This is a genomic window from Fructobacillus parabroussonetiae, assembly GCF_018437265.1.
In the GTDB taxonomy this organism is placed as follows: Bacteria; Bacillota; Bacilli; order Lactobacillales; family Lactobacillaceae; genus Fructobacillus; species Fructobacillus parabroussonetiae.
The window spans coordinates 1-17,612 of the sequence record NZ_JAAMFL010000002.1; the positions used below are offsets into that span (position 1 = coordinate 1).

At 46.0% G+C, this 17,612-nt stretch carries 13 protein-coding genes and 1 other annotated feature; of the genes, 10 read left to right on the forward strand and 3 right to left on the reverse strand.

The annotated features are described in order from the left end of the window. On the forward strand, positions 1 to 1,293 hold a 1,293-nt coding region (locus G6R30_RS01140), incomplete at its 5' end, for a DUF2075 domain-containing protein (protein ID WP_338018319.1). 35 nt (positions 1,294 to 1,328) lie between these two features. Here the strand turns inward: G6R30_RS01140 and G6R30_RS01145 are convergent. Then, the gene (locus tag G6R30_RS01145; protein ID WP_213820646.1) at positions 1,329 to 2,105 is read right to left on the reverse strand and encodes a TIGR01457 family HAD-type hydrolase; all 777 of its coding nucleotides are present in this window, start codon (positions 2,103 to 2,105) and stop codon (positions 1,329 to 1,331) included. A 125-nt stretch (positions 2,106 to 2,230) separates the two neighbouring features. Here G6R30_RS01145 and G6R30_RS01150 point away from each other — a divergent pair, with 125 nt between their 5' ends. Together G6R30_RS01150 and G6R30_RS01155 are read left to right on the forward strand one after the other, a co-directional pair. After that, positions 2,231 to 4,387 carry an LTA synthase family protein gene (locus tag G6R30_RS01150; RefSeq protein WP_213820647.1) on the forward strand — a complete coding sequence of 719 codons (2,157 nt, stop codon included), beginning with the start codon at positions 2,231 to 2,233 and terminating at the stop codon, positions 4,385 to 4,387. Between the two features lie 53 nt (positions 4,388 to 4,440). Next, positions 4,441 to 5,343 carry an RluA family pseudouridine synthase gene (locus G6R30_RS01155; RefSeq protein ID WP_213820648.1) on the forward strand — a complete coding sequence of 301 codons (903 nt, stop codon included), beginning with the start codon at positions 4,441 to 4,443 and terminating at the stop codon, positions 5,341 to 5,343. A 36-nt stretch (positions 5,344 to 5,379) separates the two neighbouring features. Here the strand turns inward: G6R30_RS01155 and G6R30_RS01160 are convergent, their stop codons facing one another. Together G6R30_RS01160 and G6R30_RS01165 are read right to left on the reverse strand one after the other, a co-directional pair. Continuing rightward, entirely contained in the window at positions 5,380 to 6,099 is a 720-nt protein-coding gene (locus G6R30_RS01160) for an MIP/aquaporin family protein (protein ID WP_213820649.1), read from the reverse strand. A gap of 95 nt (positions 6,100 to 6,194) precedes the next feature. Then, positions 6,195 to 8,495, reverse strand: coding sequence for a copper-translocating P-type ATPase (locus tag G6R30_RS01165; protein ID WP_238476758.1), 2,301 nt, complete (start codon positions 8,493 to 8,495; stop codon positions 6,195 to 6,197). A gap of 294 nt (positions 8,496 to 8,789) precedes the next feature. Here G6R30_RS01165 and G6R30_RS01170 point away from each other — a divergent pair, with 294 nt between their 5' ends. The 7 genes from G6R30_RS01170 to G6R30_RS01200 all read left to right on the forward strand — a co-directional run bounded on the left by G6R30_RS01170 (position 8,790) and on the right by G6R30_RS01200 (position 17,612). Continuing rightward, the gene (locus G6R30_RS01170) at positions 8,790 to 10,088 is read left to right on the forward strand and encodes a chloride channel protein (RefSeq protein ID WP_213820651.1); all 1,299 of its coding nucleotides are present in this window, start codon (positions 8,790 to 8,792) and stop codon (positions 10,086 to 10,088) included. A 93-nt stretch (positions 10,089 to 10,181) separates the two neighbouring features. Continuing rightward, positions 10,182 to 11,843 carry a formate--tetrahydrofolate ligase gene (locus G6R30_RS01175; RefSeq protein ID WP_213820653.1) on the forward strand — a complete coding sequence of 554 codons (1,662 nt, stop codon included), beginning with the start codon at positions 10,182 to 10,184 and terminating at the stop codon, positions 11,841 to 11,843. A 342-nt stretch (positions 11,844 to 12,185) separates the two neighbouring features. Further along, positions 12,186 to 13,337 carry a PTS sugar transporter subunit IIC gene (locus G6R30_RS01180; RefSeq protein ID WP_213820800.1) on the forward strand — a complete coding sequence of 384 codons (1,152 nt, stop codon included), beginning with the start codon at positions 12,186 to 12,188 and terminating at the stop codon, positions 13,335 to 13,337. Between the two features lie 87 nt (positions 13,338 to 13,424). Beyond that, positions 13,425 to 13,652, forward strand: a binding site (T-box leader). Between the two features lie 62 nt (positions 13,653 to 13,714). Then, on the forward strand, positions 13,715 to 15,175 hold the full coding sequence (locus G6R30_RS01185) for an ABC transporter substrate-binding protein/permease (RefSeq protein WP_213820655.1): 1,461 nt from the start codon (positions 13,715 to 13,717) through the stop codon (positions 15,173 to 15,175). Then, positions 15,168 to 15,911 (forward strand): amino acid ABC transporter ATP-binding protein, encoded by a 744-nt coding sequence (locus G6R30_RS01190; RefSeq protein ID WP_213820657.1) that lies wholly within the window; start codon positions 15,168 to 15,170, stop codon positions 15,909 to 15,911. The genes G6R30_RS01185 and G6R30_RS01190 overlap by 8 nt, the downstream gene beginning before the upstream one ends. A gap of 139 nt (positions 15,912 to 16,050) precedes the next feature. After that, positions 16,051 to 16,548: a TetR/AcrR family transcriptional regulator gene (locus G6R30_RS01195; RefSeq protein WP_213820659.1), complete on the forward strand. Its 498-nt coding sequence runs from the start codon at positions 16,051 to 16,053 to the stop codon at positions 16,546 to 16,548. Positions 16,549 to 16,559: 11 nt separating this feature from the next. Next, positions 16,560 to 17,612, forward strand: coding sequence for an FtsX-like permease family protein (locus tag G6R30_RS01200; protein ID WP_213820661.1), 1,053 nt, complete (start codon positions 16,560 to 16,562; stop codon positions 17,610 to 17,612).

The following is a 17,612-nucleotide window of genomic DNA, read 5'->3' on the forward strand; positions in this document are numbered from 1 at the left end:
GGTTCGAATCCAGGATGGCCCATTGATCAGTCGACTTCGGTCGGCTTTTTTTGTGCCCTTTTTCCGGTGTATACTAAGGGTATGAAAACAAGTATTGATGAAAATTTAAATGCCTATGATCGTGATGATTTATCACAAGAACAGGAACGAGTCATTGACCAGTTAAAGGATTATATCAAGCATTCCCTTCAGTCTGACCAGCACCATGTTGCCGTCATTAAGGGGGCGGCCGGTACCGGGAAATCCGTTGTTTTAACAAAGTTGTTTAAGGAACTTCGTGATGGCCAAAAGGATTCGAATAGTCCCTACTATGGACTAAAAACTGCCTTTACAGTTAATCATCCAGAGCTGTTAAAAGTTTATCAAGATATGGGTGCTAAGTACCAAAACATCTATAAGAAAGATTATCAACGACCAACTTCGATCATTAACGGTTTAGATAAAAAGCATGAAAACTTGGATGTCCTTTTTATTGATGAAGGCCACTTGTTACTTACAAAGCCGGAACCCTATGTGAAATTTCGCCAACAGAACCAGTTATCGGAGCTAATTCGTTTAGCCAAAGTCGTCGTGGTGGTTTTTGACTTTTCACAAGTGATTCAGAGTAAGATGTTTTGGGACCAGGCGCTTCTTGATCAGGTGCTTGAAAAAATCCCACACCAATATTTCCACCTCGATTTTCAATACCGGATGCAAGCTAGTCCAGCAGTCAATCATTGGATCGACGACTTTTCAAAGGGCATTCTCTCTCCCTTACCAAAAAAGGCGGAGCGAAATGGCTACGACCTTGAAATCTTTGGGAGTGCTGCCGATCTATTTGAAAAGCTGAAGGAAGTTGATGCCAAGATGGGTATGGCACGGGTTGTCTCGACAACTGGTTTTCATCATGATGAGGGTGGTAAGCATCACGTCGTAATGGACGATTTCGATCAGCCCTGGGATGAATATGATCCGCAGGAATTGACTTGGGCCAAACGACCCGAATCGATTAATGAAGTGGGGTCGATTTATACGGTTCAAGGATTTGACTTGAACTTAGTCGGCTTATTGTTGAGCCCGGCTTTTGAATATGATCCGGTTCATGATCGCATTTGGGTTAATCCAAAAAAGGTCATTCACCGAGAAATTTATAAAAAGTCGCCACATCTAACCAACCAGCAGGCAATTGCAAAAGCCAAGCAGGACTTTATGCTGAATGCCTTAAACATCTTAGCAAAACGCGGCCGTTACGGTCTTTACATTGCGGCTGCTGATCCGGCATTAAGCAAACGCTTATGTGAATTAGCAAAATAAAAGACATCGAGTCCAACGATTCGATGTCTTTTTAGTTAAAATGACCACTGATCGAAGTTATCGATGCTGTGAGTTGGTTGAATTTCTTTTTTGGCGACCTGTTCTTTTGTTGAAACACCCGTGTAAACCAAAAGGGTTGATAAGCCGTTTTGAATGCCGGCCAGAATGTCGGTTTGGTAGTTATCCCCGACCATAATTGGATTATTTGGCATTTTTAAGCGCTTTAAGGCCCCTTCCATGATGGGTGCCTCTGGCTTTGCGATAATCGTAGCAGAGACGCCAGAGGCCGTTTCAATGGCCGCAACTAAGGAACCGGCTCCAGGGAGCATGCCCTTTTCGGATGGTAGGTTGGTATCCGCATTGGTGGCGATAAATTTGGCGCCGCCCTGGATGGCAAAAGTCGCTTCCATCAGCTTCTGATAAGAGAACCGCCGGTCTAGTCCCATGACGACGTAGTCCGCCTGCTCGTCATCAACAATTTGAATGTCTGGTCGGTCAAAGGCTTCTTTTAGACCGGCCTCACCAATCAGATAGACTTTTTTAATCGTCTTTCCTGATGGATCCCCAGCCACAAAATCAGCGGTTGCCATCGCCGACGTATAAACCTGTTCGGGTGTTGTTTGGATGTCATGAATTTTTGTCAAATCGTCCGCGAAAGCTTCCGCTGTTTTTGTGGAGTTGTTCGTGACAAAAAGGTAGGGAATGCCCGCTTTTTTCAAGCCATCCACAAAACGTTTTGCTTCTGGAATTCGGTTTTTTCCGTGATAAATGGTGCCGTCAAGATCGATTAAGTAAGCATCGTATTTTGCCATGTTGATTCTCCTTTAAAGAACACTTGTCACCATTGTCTACTATCTCAGGACGCCTTTCAAGTAAATTGTTTTCAGCACCTTGTTTTTCTGAAACTTTCCTTGTTTAACGGTATAATAGAGCTATTATGGAATGGTTAAAAAAACAAAGAAAACGTGTGAAAAAGGGGCTCGTCTGGTCCGGAGAAAAGGCGCAAACGCGACTTGGCTTTTATTTCTGGATGGTCTTTTTGCTTTGGGCAAAAACAATCTTAGCTTATGGCGTTGATTTCCATTGGATGCACGCCAGCAATCCCTATCAATTCTTCTTGGTTTTGATTAACCCACTGGGCTTTACTTTTTTTGTGATGGCCTTGCCACTCTTCTTTAAAAAGCGGCCGCTTGTTTATGGGGGTATGATTGTTCTGGATGCCCTGCTCACCACTTTCCTTTATTTGAACGTGGTTTATTATCGTGAATTTACGGATTTCATGTCGGTCAACACCATTTTGACCTACTCTTCTGTTAATCAAGGTGGCAAAGCCGCGGGCGCTGTTTCCTTTAGCTACGGTGATGTGTTCTTTTGGCTGGACCTTGTAGTGCTTTTGTACCTGTTATTCCGGAAACGAATTCGAATGGATCAATCCTGGATTAAGAAAAGTCGCGTTGCGCTATTCATGATGTCTGCCTTTACCTTAATGATGGCCAACTTAGTGCTGGCTGACATCGACCGCCCACAGCTATTAACCCGCCAATTTGACCGTGTGTACTTGGTTAAATACCTTGGCATTGGGCCCTTTATGGGCTTAGATGCCTACAATACCTTTAATACCTCTCAGGTTCGAAAGGCGGCCAAGCCCGAGGAATTGAAGACGGTGCAAAAATATGTCCAGCAGCATTATGCAGGGATGAATACGACCTATGCTGGTAAGGCAAAGGGAAAGAACGTGATTGTGATTCACCTGGAGTCCTTCCAACAATTTTCGATTGATCAAAAAGTCAATGGACAAGAAGTCACCCCTTTCTTGAATTCGCTCTACCACAGCAAAGATTCCCTTTCCTTTGATAACTTTTTCCACGAAGTCGGTCAGGGAAAAACTTCGGATGCCGAAAACATGTTGGAGACCTCAACCTTTGGTCTGCCACAGGGCTCGCTCTTTGCCAAATTGGGGAACGATCAGACTTTCCAAGCCATGCCAGCGATTTTGAATCAACGGGCGGGCTACTCTTCTGCGGTTTTCCACGGCAATAATGGCTCCTTCTGGAATCGAACAAATGTCTACAAAAACATGGGTTACCAGAATTGGGTTTCTGGGGAATACTTCGATACATCAGGGAAGCGCTCAACTGCGTGGGGACTGAAAGATAAGTTGCTTTTCAAGGATTCAATTCCCTACCTGGAACAATTGCAACAGCCTTTCTACGCGAAATATTTGACGGTCACTAATCACACGCCGTTTGAATTGGATAAGGAAGATCAAGATCCGAACTTCCAAACCAGTAATTCTGGCTCGAAGTACATCGATAATTACTTCGTCACGAATCACTATCTCGACCAGTCAATCCAGGAATTCTTTAACTACCTGAAAAAGTCCGGTTTGTACGATAACACAATGGTGGTGCTTTACGGGGACCACTACGGGATTAATAATTCCGAAGATAAGCAACTGGCACCATTGCTTGGAAAAGATCCGAACCAGTGGACGGATCTTGATACGGAAAATCTGCAACGAACACCTTTGATTATTCACATTCCTGGTTTGAATAATGGAGGAGTCCAGCATACTTACGGTGGTGAGATCGACGTAGCACCAACCATTGAGCATTTGCTTGGTCTTTCAAGTAAGCGTTATATTCAACTTGGACAGGACTTGTTGTCAAAGAACCGAACGCAGCTTGTCGTGATGCGAAATAAGGATTGGATAACGCCTGATTACGCCTCCATTTCTGGAACCATTTGGGATTGCAAGACCAATACAGTGGTGGAAAAACCAACGGCTGCACAACAAAAGCTCTTTAAAAAGTTGCAAGATGAAGCAAACGAGAAGCTCAGTGTGTCCGATTCGGTGAACCAAAAGAATCTGCTCCGTTTTTATCATCCAGAAGACTTTAAAGCCATTAATGCGGCCAGTTACGATTATTCGAAGAAGGATACCTTAGCGCGGTTAAAGAAGGCTTCTGCGAATACGAACTCGACGTCGGTCTTTAGTAAGAACGGTGATCAGACTACGACTGGACTTTACCAAACGAATGCCGCTGAAGACAATCAGACGACGGGAACTCAAACGATTCAGCATACGAAATAAAGGGACGTTAAGCAGTAAAAAAGCAGGAATTTTCCTGCTTTTTCTTTTGAAAGATGATTGAACAATACGTTAAAACAATTCAGATAAATCAAGCGGCTGCAGGCCTAAGCGTGAAGGCTTATTTGACGAACTGCTTTCTTTCCAAGCAGATGCGTGGAAAGATCCGTCAGCAAAGAGGGATTCGTGTCAATGGGCAGCGGCAGTCAACGGCCTACACATTGAGGGCTGGCGATTACCTGACTTTGACGGTCGCCTTAGACAGTGAGAATGGGCAAGGACCCTACCCGGCAAATCCCGATATAGTCGTTGCCGTTGTTTTTGAAAACGAGGATTTTTTGCTAGTGAACAAGGCTGCCGGCATGAAAATGCACCCCCATTCGCCAAGGGAAACGGACACGTTATTAAACGGCGCCCAGGCTTATTTGGATCAACATCAGAGTCAATCCTTAGGCCGTGCAGCAAAGGCCTATATGACCCACCGATTGGACAGGGGGACGTCTGGTTTAGTCTTAGTTGGAAAGAATCCCTTAGTCGTTTCCATCCTTAATCGACAAATTAAAGAAAAAATAGTGGTTAAACAATATTTGGCTAGGGTTTCCGGTTTTTTTAAAGAAAGGAAGGGGGCCTTTACGCAGGCAATCGGCCCATCAAAAGAGAACCCCTACCGGCAAAGGGTCTGTTCGATTGAAGCCGGTGGCTTGCCCGCCAGGACGCAGTATGAGGTCTTAGCAGAGAATGAAGAAAAAGGGGAAAGTCTTGTCCAGCTCGACCTTTTGACAGGGCGGATGCACCAACTCCGAGTTCATTTAGCCCATGCCGGTCACCCCATTCTCGGTGATGATTGGTATGGGGGCAAAAAAGCATCTCGACTCTTCCTGCAGTCAACGAAATTATGCTTAAAAATGCCATGGACAATGGAAGAACGAAGTTTTCAGCTCAATGAAAATTGGCAATAAAAAAAACACCCACACGGGTGTTTTTTTGTGAAGCGCTTAAGCAGCTGCTTCGTCGTCCTTTGCGTAGTACTTAACAGCCAAACCAGCCAATGCAGCAGCCAGAATTTCAATCAAGAGGAAGAACCAAAGGTGTGCAGAGCCACCCAAGCCGTTCATGATGGCTGGTGCCAATACACGGGCAGGGTTAAGCAACCCACCAGTCAATGGGTAGGCAACGAAGGTTGAGACAGTCAAGCCCAAACCAGCGATAACTGGTGCTTGCTTTGGCATCTTTTGGAAAGCCAAAACCGTGACAAAGACAAGGAAGAACGTGAAGACGGCTTCGATTGTCAAAGCAACGGGTAGTGAAGTGGCGGAAGTTGCTGGTTGCAAGGTTTCATAGATCTTTGAAGCTGAAACAGATGAGGTTGATCCCGTTGAAGAAGCAGACATCTGTGAGTTAATAACAGGAATCATAGTTGAAACGGCGAGGAAGAGACCAACAACGGCACCGATTACCTGTGACAACAGGTAGAAGCCGAAAGTCTTCCAAGTGATTTGCTTGTTCAAAGCAGCTGCTAATGAAACAGCTGGGTTGAAGTGGCCGCCGTCAGCAAATGGTCCGAAGACAAACATCATCAAGACGAGGCTAAGGCCCAAGATGGCGATTTGGTCAAACATTTGGCCAACTTGGAAAGTCGAAACGTAAACCAAGGCCACCGTTGAAAAAATGACCAAGAAAGCCGTTCCGAATGATTCTGAGAAATACTTGCGCATAAAAAAAGCTCCTTTATTCTTCTGTACAATACTCTATTGTACCCTTCTTAGAATAAAGGAACTTTAAAATGTTTGCTCTTAAGAAAATTTTTACTTTATTTGTGTAAGAGCATGGCGTTTCCAGCAACAATTAAGGTTGAAAGCGACATGACAATGGCACCAATCATAGGGTTTAAGACAATGCCAGCAAAGGCAAAGATACCAGCCGCTGTTGGAATGGCCAAAATGTTATAGCCAGCACCCCACCAAAGATTTTGCAATTCTTTGCTGTTGGCGTTGTGAGCCAAGGTAATCAAATCGATAATCTTTGGTAGTGATGTTGAAATCAAGACGGCATCGGCAGAAGCTTGCGCAACATCAGTACCGGCACCGATCGCAACGGAAAGATCAGCCTGTGCCAATGCGGGCGCATCGTTGATTCCATCACCAATCATCAGGGTCTTACCCTTTTGCTGGTATTGCTTGACTAAGTCAATTTTGTCTTCAGGCGAAACCTGTGACTTGATTTCCTTAATACCAAGTTCTTCTGCGACTTTGTTAGCGGTTTGCTCACCATCACCGGTGACCATTACAGGGGTAATGCCAAGGTCGAGCAAGGACTTAACGAAGTCCTTAGCAGATGGCTTCAACGAATCACCCAATGAAATGGCGGCAAGCACTTGTTTATCTTGCACTAAGTATGAGACAGAACCATCGGAATTCATTGGGGTAAAGTCGATCTTTTCCTGATTCAAGTAACGGCTGTTGACGACTTGGTAGTGACTGCCATCGATATCACCTTGGATACCAGCCCCTTTGATGGTTTGAACGTTTTTGGCTTCCTTAGGAGAAAGCTTCTCGTTTTCTGCCTTTTCGACAATCGCCTTTGCTAATGGGTGAGAAGAAGAGCTTTCTAGTCCGGCCATAATTGCTAAGGCGTCTTTTTCATCGATTTTATCGGCCGCTAATTTCTGAACGGCAAAGTGACCGTTGGTCAAGGTACCGGTCTTATCCATCAAGGCGTAATCGAGGTGCTTAGCTTGCAAGACAGCGCCGTGTTTTTTGATCAAAATACCATCTTTGGCTGCAATTGCCTTGGTCCGTTGGATAACCAAAGGAATCGCCAGGCCCAATGCATGAGGGCAGGCAATGATCAAAGTCGTGACCGCCGTGTTGAAGGCTTCGGCCGGTCCAGAAATGAAGGTCCAGACAATCAAGGCCAGAAGCGCTGCCGTCAAACCAACCCAGAAGAGCCAGCCGGCGACTTTGTTGGCCAATGATTCAGCCTTTGAAGAGGATTGTTCCGTTTGGTTCAAGGTGTCTTTCAAGTGACCGATGAAGGAATCGTTTCCAACCGCTTGGACTTTAACGAGTAAGGTTCCATCATCGTTGATTGTTCCACCGATGACTTTGGCATCCTTTTCCTTCTTAACTGGCTTTGACTCACCAGTCATCAACGATTCATCGACACGGGAAGAACCTTCCAAAACGACACCATCGGCAGGGAATGATTCACCCGCCTGTACTTGCACTTCCATGTCGGGCTTCAAAGAAGCGACGGGCATATCCATAAAGGAATCGCCATGTTTAACGTGTGCGGTCTGAGGAGTCAACTTTGACAACTCGGACGTTGCGTTACCGGCTTTCATCGTTGCTTCCATTTCGATGACGTGGCCAAGTAGCATAATGACAACCAGGCTCGCAAATTCAAAGAAGTAATCCATCGTCTTTTGACCAAAGAAGGTGTTGGCGATGAATGAGTAAATTGAAACCCAGAAGGTCACAATCAAGCCCATTGAAATCAAGGACATCATGGCGGGCTTTTTACTCTTTAATTCAGATTTTGCACCATCAAAGAAGGGCTTGGTTCCAATGACGTACATGGCAGCCGCCAAAATAACGGTCAACCAATTTGAACCAGGGAATGTCAACGTAAAGGGCAAGTCAACACCCATGAAGGGTGTGATGAAGATGATTGGCACTAAGAGGACAAGTGTCCACCAGAAGCGTTTCTTCATATCCCCATGGTTCATACCCATGTGCATACCGCCCATGCCAGCCATGTTCATACCAGACATATCGTGGCCCATGTTCATGTGATCCATACCCGACATGTTCATGTGATCCATCTTCGAATGGTCCATTTTGTTGTGATCCATGCCCGACATGTCCATGTGGTCCATCTTCGAATGGTCCATTTTGTCATGATCCGTGCCCGACATGTCCATATGGTCCATCTTTGAATGATCCATTTTATCGTGATTCATGCCACTGTCACACTTGTCGCAGTGCTTCATCTTCGAGTGATCCATGTCACCCATCTTGTCATGGTCCATGTCATCATGGTTCATCTTGCTGTGATCCATGTGCGACATATCCATGTTGCCCATGGATTGCTTCTCTTTATCCTCAGCCATTTGCAGCTCCTTTCGAACATAATGTTTCTACTGGTCTAGTTTAAATCAAGTATAAAAAAGTCGCAAGTGTTTTGAATTACTCTAAGAACATTTTTGCTTTAACTGTCTAATATTAAAGCATGACGTTCTTGTTGATTGGAAATAGGAAGGAAGTAAAAGAAAAATAAAAACAATTGGTCTATCTATTAGATGACCCATTTTCTTGCAATTTAGAGGGGACTTTTGTACATTAAATAGCGTAAGAAAGCAGGTTTTTCTGCTTTTCGACTTTTAAAGAAATCAGGTAAAAGGTGAATGGATAACCCACAAACCCAGGAAAAAGAAGCCGTCGTTGATTGGCGGCACGTTTTTTCATTATTGTTGACGAGCCTCTTTTTGGCTATTGTTATCGGCTTTTCAGCGATGCTGTTGTCTTACTTCTTAGACATCGTGGCCGACAGCTTTATGCACTTTCATGAATCCTACCACGAAGCGAGTCCAGCGGCCGTTCCCGCATGGCGCCGTCTTGTCTCCGTGACGATTGGTGGTCTGATTGCGGGCCTTGTTTGGTACGCCATCCGTCGTAAGGAACCCAAAATTGTTGGGATTAACGGGGCACTCAAGGGGCAGAAAATGCCGGCCTGGAAAACGGTCTTGAACGTCCTCGCGCAGATCTTTTACGTTGGGACTGGTGGTTCTGTTGGTCGTGAATTGGCCCCCCGTCAGTTGGGTGTCATGATTTCACAACAAGTGCAAGACTTTGGCCAGAAAAAAGGCTTTTTGAAATTAACGGAGGAAGATCGACAGTTGCTCTTAGCAGCAGCGGCGGGGGCCGGCTTTGCCGGTGTTTATATCGCACCGATTACGGGGATGCTTTTCTCTGTTGAACTTCTATTAAAGAAGAATTCGATCAAAAACATCGCCATTTCACTGATGATGTCGACCATTGCCTGTCTGATTGGTTCCTTGGCAAAGGGTTTTACTCCTTATTACTGGGTGGCCTCAGCGGACTTTTCCCGCTGGTTGCTCTTGGCGGCGCTGGTTATCGGCCCCTTGGCTGGAATTGCTGGTGCATGGGCTAAACAGGGCTTTGCTTGGGCACAAAAAAAGCAGGCCTCTGGCAAAGTCCTGCTTGTCACCATGCCCTTGGTTGGTCTGTTGACTGGTATGATTGCCTGGTTCATGCCTGAGGTGATGGGAAATGGACGGGCGGTTGCCCAACTAGCCTTCCACCAAGTGAATGAAGAGCTTTTGTTCTTCTTCATTGTGCTGGGCTTAGTGAAGTTTGCTCTGACCTTCCTCACCTTGTACGGAGGAGGAACCGGTGGAACGTTGACGCCTTCGATCGCCTTGGGGGCGGTTTTGGGGCTCGTTGTTTCAGCTGTTTTTGCGGGGGTTCTACCTGGTATTGAACCCTGGCATTTTGCTTTGATTGGGGCCGTTGCCTTGTTGGCAGCCTCTCAGCAAGCACCACTGATGGCCATGTTCATGGTCTTTGAAATTGCCCACCTGCACTCTTCAGCCCTGATTATTTTTGCCGTTGCCGTGGCCTTGTCATCGGCCACTTCTAAATTTTATCTGCAGGTACAAGAACGCCGTTCGGCAGCTAAATAAAAAAATGACAAGTGATCGCTTCTGATCGCTTTTTTATTTTGCAGTGGAAAATCAGGTATACTAATGAGTAAGAAACACGGAGGAACGTTGCCCATGAAAAAAGATATCGAGATTGCACAAGAAGCCGAAGTGTTACCAATCGCAGAAATTGCTCAAAAGGCCGGCTTGACACCGTCTGAAATCGAGCCGTACGGCTATGATAAGGCAAAGATTAACTTGGATCCGACGATTCAGCGGAATCACGAGGGAAAACTGATTTTGGTGACATCCATTAACCCAACGCCTGCCGGAGAGGGAAAGTCCACGGTGACCGTTGGCTTGGCCGATGCGTTGCAAGCAGCCGGTAAGAAAACGATGATTGCCCTCCGTGAACCCTCTCTCGGTCCGGTCATGGGCTTGAAGGGCGGTGCCACTGGTGGCGGGTATGCCCAAGTCGTTCCAATGGCTGATATTAACCTGCACTTCACCGGGGACTTTCATGCCTTGACGGCCGCTCACAACATGCTCTCGGCTGCCTTGGACAACAGTATTTATCAGGGCAACCCGCTAAAGATTGATCAACGCCGAGTCATTTGGAAGCGAGTGCTCGATATTAATGACCGGGCACTGCGACACACCACGATTGGGCTGGGTGGCCCAACCTCTGGTGTTCCCCGTGAAGACGGCTTTGACATCACGGTGGCGTCTGAAATGATGGCCATTTTGACTTTGTCCACGGACTTGATGGATCTGAAGCGACGGATCGAAAAGATTGTGCTGGCCTATGACTTTGATAAAAAACCGATCACGGTGAAAGAATTGGGCGTGGCAGGCGCACTGACCGTCTTGTTAAAAGATGCTATTAAGCCGAACTTAGTCCAGACACTGGCTCACACGCCCGCCATCGTTCATGGTGGTCCCTTCGCAAACATTGCTCAGGGGACAAACTCCATTCAGGCTACCCGCGCGGCGTTGACTTTGGCCGATTATGCGGTTACGGAAGCCGGCTTCGGGGCTGATCTTGGTGGTGAAAAGTTTATGGACATCAAGGTGCCAAAGCTTGGCAAAACACCGGATGTTGTGGTCGTTGTTGCTACCGTAAGAGCCTTAAAGCACCATGGCGGCCAGGCCTTGGCCGATTTGAATCAGGAAGATTTGACGGCCTTAGAAGCCGGGGTGGGCAACCTCGGACAAAACATCAAAGCGATGAAACGCTATGGAAAGCCGGTTGTGGTTGCCATTAATCGCTTTACTTCGGACACCGATGCCGAATTGGCCCTGGTCCAACAAGCAGCAAAAGCAGCCGGTGCACAAGCGGTAACGGCTGACGTGTGGGCACAAGGTGGCGCTGGAGCAAAGGACTTGGCCACCTTAGTTGTCGAAAAGGCGGGAGAAGTGCATGACTTTTCCCCACTATACAAAGAAGATGATTCGGCGCTAGAAAAAATGACCAAGATTGTCCAGAATGTTTACGGCGGTTCTGCTGTCGAATTATCAGATAAGGCCAAAAAGCAATTGTCCAGCTTTGCGGAACATGGTTGGGACAAGTTGCCAATTGTCATGGCCAAAACCCAGTATTCGCTTTCAGACGATGCGAAGAAACTTGGGGCTCCCAAGGACTTTACAGTGCACGTTCGCGAATTTGTTCCGAAGTTGGGCGCTGGCTTCTTGGTTGCGCTAACCGGGAATGTGTTAACAATGCCTGGATTACCAAAACACCCGGCAGCCTTGGATATTGATATTGATGAAAAGGGCCAGATTACTGGACTCTTCTAAAGGAAAGTTGGCGAAAGCCAACTTTTTTTATTTTTAGGGTTGTTTAATCAACATCTCATGTTATAATAAATTTATCATAAAACATCGGGAAAGGACGATGACACTATGTTTATCTCTCAATCAAAGAATACCGCATCATCTAAGTCATCTGAATTTGCCTTGTTGTTGAGCTTGCTATGGACATCCTAGTGAGTTGATTTTTGTATGAATCAGTTACTAGGGTGTCGACACCTAGTAACTGCTCACCAAGTTCGGTCCCGGTAGTTACGTTTACGTGCTACCGGGACTTTTTTGTTTGATTTGAAAGGAAAAAAGATGGATATGTCAGGAAACCAAGCGGGGATGGCCGCTAATGGAAAAAAAGAAGAGAGCATTAAGGACTTTGAACAGGCCGAACAGGCCATTGAAAAGCAGCCGGAAGGGCAATCCACGGTAAAAGAATACGTCTACAACGTTTCCGCGGCCGTGTCGAACGCCATCCTGGTGACGCTGGGAATGGGACTTTTACTGCAAACGATTGCTGGTTTCATTCACTGGGGACCGATGGTTCAGATGGGCGCGGTGACGAAGGTTATCCTGCCCGCTGCCTTTGGTGCTGCCATTGCCTCCCAAATGAAGACCAACACGATGGTGATGTTTTCAGCCATGGCCGCTTCGACAGTTGGGGCAAATGCCGTGTTCTTCACGACGACTCCAATGGTGTTAAAGACGATGACAGGCTTTTCATCCGCCCAAGTCGCCGGATCAGCGGTCATGACAACCGGTCAGCCTATCTCAGCCGTTCTGGCGGGACTTGCTGCCGTTCTCTTTGGAAAGTGGCTGTCGGGTAAGACACCGCTCGATATGATTATTGTGCCTGCTGCCACAACCATTGTTGGGACAATTGTCGGCTACTACCTGGCCATTGTCACGACGCCTTTCCTGGTTTGGCTTGGCCACAGTATTGCATCGATGGTTGCAATCAACCCGGTGATTGGAACGGCAGTTGTGGCCATGGCCTTTGGTGCCATGACGATGACGCCGGCTTCTGCTGCCGCTCTGGCCGTTGCTATTGGTGCAACGGGAATTACTTCGGCTGATGCAGCCGGCGCCATCCTGGTTGGGACAACGGCAGTCTTTGTCTCCTATCCCGCCATGTCATGGCATGAAAATAAGATTGGCGCAACGATTGCACAAGGTATCGTGACCCCAAAGATTCAATTCCCCAATGTGATTAAGAATCCGATGATTCTGATTCCACCAATGATTGGTGCCGCTGTTGCCGCGCCAATTGCTACCATGGTCTTCCATATCACGGTGCCGTTTACGATGGCTGGGATTGGTTTCAACTCCTTCATTGTGCCACTGGCACTCTTTGGTAAGGGCGTTGGAATCTTTGCAGCCTATATGGCGGTTGCCGTTGCCATTCCGGTTGTTATTTCATTCTTTACTTACTGGGGGATGCGAAAGATGGGCTGGATCAAGGCGAACCAAACGTATCTGGACATGATTTAATGAGTTTTTTGTAAGTAAATTAAATTTTCTCTCATAAAAGTCTTGCATTATGAAAAAGTCATGCTATAGTTAAGGACAAGTTAATAATAAAAAACGTTGTTGAGGAAGTAGTAGTCTTCTTTTTACCGGTCAGTGAAGTGTTGGTTAGTGTGAAACACAGGGTAAGATTAGACGAACGTCGCCTCATGGTGCATGCGATGAAAACCATGCTGGGTGCTCCCATTAAAGAGCTGACGATTAGTAGTTTTGATCGAATAATGAGAGGTGTTCTTTTTGAGCACAATCAAGGTGGTACCGCGTGCAAACGTCCTTTAGTCAAATAGACTAAAGGGCGTTTTTTTATTGTTTACGCCCAATCAAAAAAGAGGAGAAGAAAGATGGGAAAGAATAAAATGGGAAGTTTACTAGCGACTTTGTTGGTGTTCTTCACGATGGCTTTCGGTATGACGGGAAAAGCCTCAGCCGATGACAATAGCTTGCAGAAAATTAAAGAAGCCGGGGTGTTGAAGGTGGCCACGTCACCAGATTACCCACCCTTTGAATCGCAAACGACAATCAACGGTCAGTCGCAAGACGTTGGCTTGGATATCGAAGTGGCTAAGCAAATTGCAAAAGATTTGGGCGTCAAGCTCAAAATCATGAATATGGACTTTGGCTCTGTCTTGGTTGCGATTCAAACGGGGAAGGCCGACATGGCGATTGCTGGATTGACCCCGACAGATGAGCGGCGGCAGTCAGTCGACTTTTCAAAGGTATACTACACCGGCGGACAGACCTTTTTGATTAACAAAAAGGATGTCAAGAAGTTCAAGACGGCTAAGAATCTGCATGGACAAAAGATTGCAACACAGACCGGATCACTGCAAAACAGCTTAGCGAAGAAGTATTTTGACGACAGTACCCTTTCTAGTATGGACAAAACGCCCGATCTGATTTTCTCGCTTGAGAATCAAAAAGTCGATGCAGTCGGCATTGAAAAACCAGTCGCGCAGGCGTATGTGGCACATAATAAGAATTTGGCCATGATTGACGCTGGCTACCCAAATGATGCTGCTGAAAGTGGCAAGGCCATTGCCGTGTCCAAAGGATCAACTGCTCTTGTCAACGCCATGAATCAAAGCATTGACAAAATCGAGCAGCATCACTGGACCAACAAGTACCTGAAAGAGGCTGGTAAATACGTTGATGACAATGCAGCAGACACGTCGATGATGCGTTACTGGCATTACTTCTACAATGGTTTCTTGAATACCACCTTGATTGCGGTCATTGCCGTTGTCTTTGGTATTCTACTCGGGGTCTTGCTCGTTTTGATGAAGCTTTCGGCTTGGAAGTTATTGGCATGGCCAGCAACCGCCTATATCGAAATTGTTCGTGGTACACCGATGATGGTTCAGGTGCTGCTGGTTTACTTTGGACTGGGCGCTTTGATTAATATGCCGGCACTGGTTGCTGGGATAATCGCCGTCGCCTTAAATTCCGGGGCCTATGTCGCTGAGATTATTCGTGGCGGAATTAATAGCCTGGACAAAGGGCAAAAAGAAGCGGCACAAAGCTTAGGATTTTCAAAAGTCGACACCATGCGCTTTGTTATTTTGCCGCAAGCATTTAAAAATATTTGGCCATCGCTGGGTAATGAATTTGTTTCCGTCATTAAGGAAAGCTCAATTGTTTCGATCATTGGCGTGACCGACTTGATTTACCAACTAAACGTTGTCCGGGCTGATACCTATCGTGGTGTGGCACCAATCGTCGTGGTCATGGTGATTTACTTCTTGATGACCTTCTCGTTAACCCGTTTGTTGAACCATTTTGAAAGGAAGATGAACCATGAGTAAAGTAGCGATTGAATTAAAAGATGTGACCAAGTCATTTGATGGAAACCAGATACTCAAAGGAATCAGTGGGGAAATTGATGAGGGTCAGGTACTGGCCATCATTGGGCCATCAGGTTCTGGAAAGTCCACGCTTCTTCGTGCCGTTAACCAGTTAGCGGGGCCAACTTCCGGGTCTGTCGTTTTTGAAGGACAAGACCTGACGAAGGTGGGGAAGCAGTCCCTCAATCACCTCGGTGAAAAAATTGGAATGGTCTTTCAGAGTTTTAACCTTTTTCCAAACCACACGGTTCTGGAAAACGTGACGCTCGGCCCACGTCGGGTTAAAAAGTTGTCAGAAGAGCAGGCAAACCAAGAGGCCATGCACTACCTGAAGCAGGTTGGGATGGCCGAAAAGGCCAATGCGTATCCCGAATCCCTGTCGGGCGGACAAAAGCAGCGGGTGGCCATTGCCCGTGCCTTGGCCATGAAACCAAAGGTGCTTTTCTTTGATGAGCCAACATCCGCTTTGGATCCTGAAAACGTTGGCGAGGTGCTCAAGGTTATCCAACAATTGGCCGAAGAAAAACGAACCATGGTGATTGTGACCCATGAAATGAACTTCGCCCGGCAAGTGGCTGATAAAGTCTGGTTGATGGCCGACGGACAAATTGTTGAAGAAAATGATTCAAAGACGCTATTCACCGCGCCAAAGGAAGCCATTACGAAACGTTTTATTGAACAAGTTTCCTTGGTTTAAAGAAAAGAAATACTAGCAAGAAAAGAATATTGGCTTAAAAAGGGACAGAAAGGTTCTCTTTTTTATTCAAAAAGGTTGACACTGTGTCAAAATGAAGTATACTAGTCCCAGTTGACACGATGTCAAAAAGGAGAAACAAATGCCAAAAGCAATGTTTGATCATTTGAAAGAAGAAAAAAAGCAGCAGATTGTCCAGGCTTTATTCGAAGTCTTTAAGAATAATAACTTGCTAACGGTTTCTGTCAAAGAAATTGTGGAGGCTGCCCAGATTCCGCGAGGGTCCTTTTACACCTACTTCGAAAACCAGGCGGATGCCTATGACTACGTGCTTGAAATCGTTTTAAAACGCGTGCATGAATCGATGCGTGCTAAAAATCCCTTTCAAGCAACAAAGGTCTTTATCGAAACGATCCAGGAAAATACGGACCGCGAATTTTTACGACACTACTATGTCATTAATGAAGCGATTTTAGAGGCAAGTAAAGAGGAAGTGCCCCAACAACAAACAGCGGAATTGACAGATAAAGAGTGGCTAGCTTCGGTTGCGGTGCATCATTTGATCCGAGAATTTTTCCTAAATCCTGCAGATAAACCAGAAATATTAGCGCGTTTGTCTGCTCTTGAAGACTTTTTGTAAAGGAGTAACACATGTTTTTAGCTTGGCATGAAATTAAAAAAGAAAAATTACGTTATGGTTTGGTGATTGGCGTCATTTTACTGATCGCCTACCTGATTTTTATTCTATCCGCTCTTGCCCAAGGATTGGCAAGTCAAAACACGGCTGGCGTTAACAGCTGGCAAAGTCAGAGCGTTTTACTATCAAAAGATGCCAATGGCAATTTAGCGCAGTCCATGCTGACAAAGGCTGATTTGCCAAACGACTTGCCAGCAAAAACAGATCGAATTGGTTTGGCACAAGGAATTTTGAAAGCCGGGGACACCCGGCAGTCAGCCACTTACGTCGGATTAGAAAATCAAGCGGCCATTCGAAAAACGATTAAGCTAACAGAAGGGCGCTTCAATCAAAATAATCAAGAAGTCGTTCTAGGCGATAGTTTGAAGCAGTCAGGCTTTCAGTTGAACGAGAAAGTCCAGATGGGACTTTCACAAGACCAGTATACAGTGGTTGGTTTTGCAAAAGACGGACTCTATAACATGGCGCCGGTTGTCTATGGATCGATGGATGATTGGGCAGCGATTAAGGGAGTGAACAGCGACTTTGTTGGGTCCGGTTTGATTAGTCAAAAGAAGTTGACCAAGAAAACGAAAAATACGCAAATTTTGACAAAGTCAGCCCTCTTTAATAAGATGCCGGGGTATTCGGCTCAAAATCAAACCTTCCTCTTCATGATTGCCTTCTTAGTTGTGATTTCAATCGTCATTGTTGCTATTTTCCTCTATATTTTGACGATGCAAAAATTCGAAAACTTGGCGGTTTTGAAAGCTCAAGGAATTCCAACCAGTTATCTGGTGATGAATACTTTAGCGCAGACGGTAGTGATTTTGGTCTTTTCCGTCGGTCTTGGAACGGCATTGGCCGCCTTGACTGGTTTGGCTATCCCAAAGGCAGTACCAATGACTTTTGATCCAGTCTTGATGACTGGAACAGCCATATTGCTGGTGTTGACGGGAATCATCGGCGCCATCATTCCAATGCGTATTATTTCAAAAATCGACCCAGTTTCGGTCATTGGAGGTTAA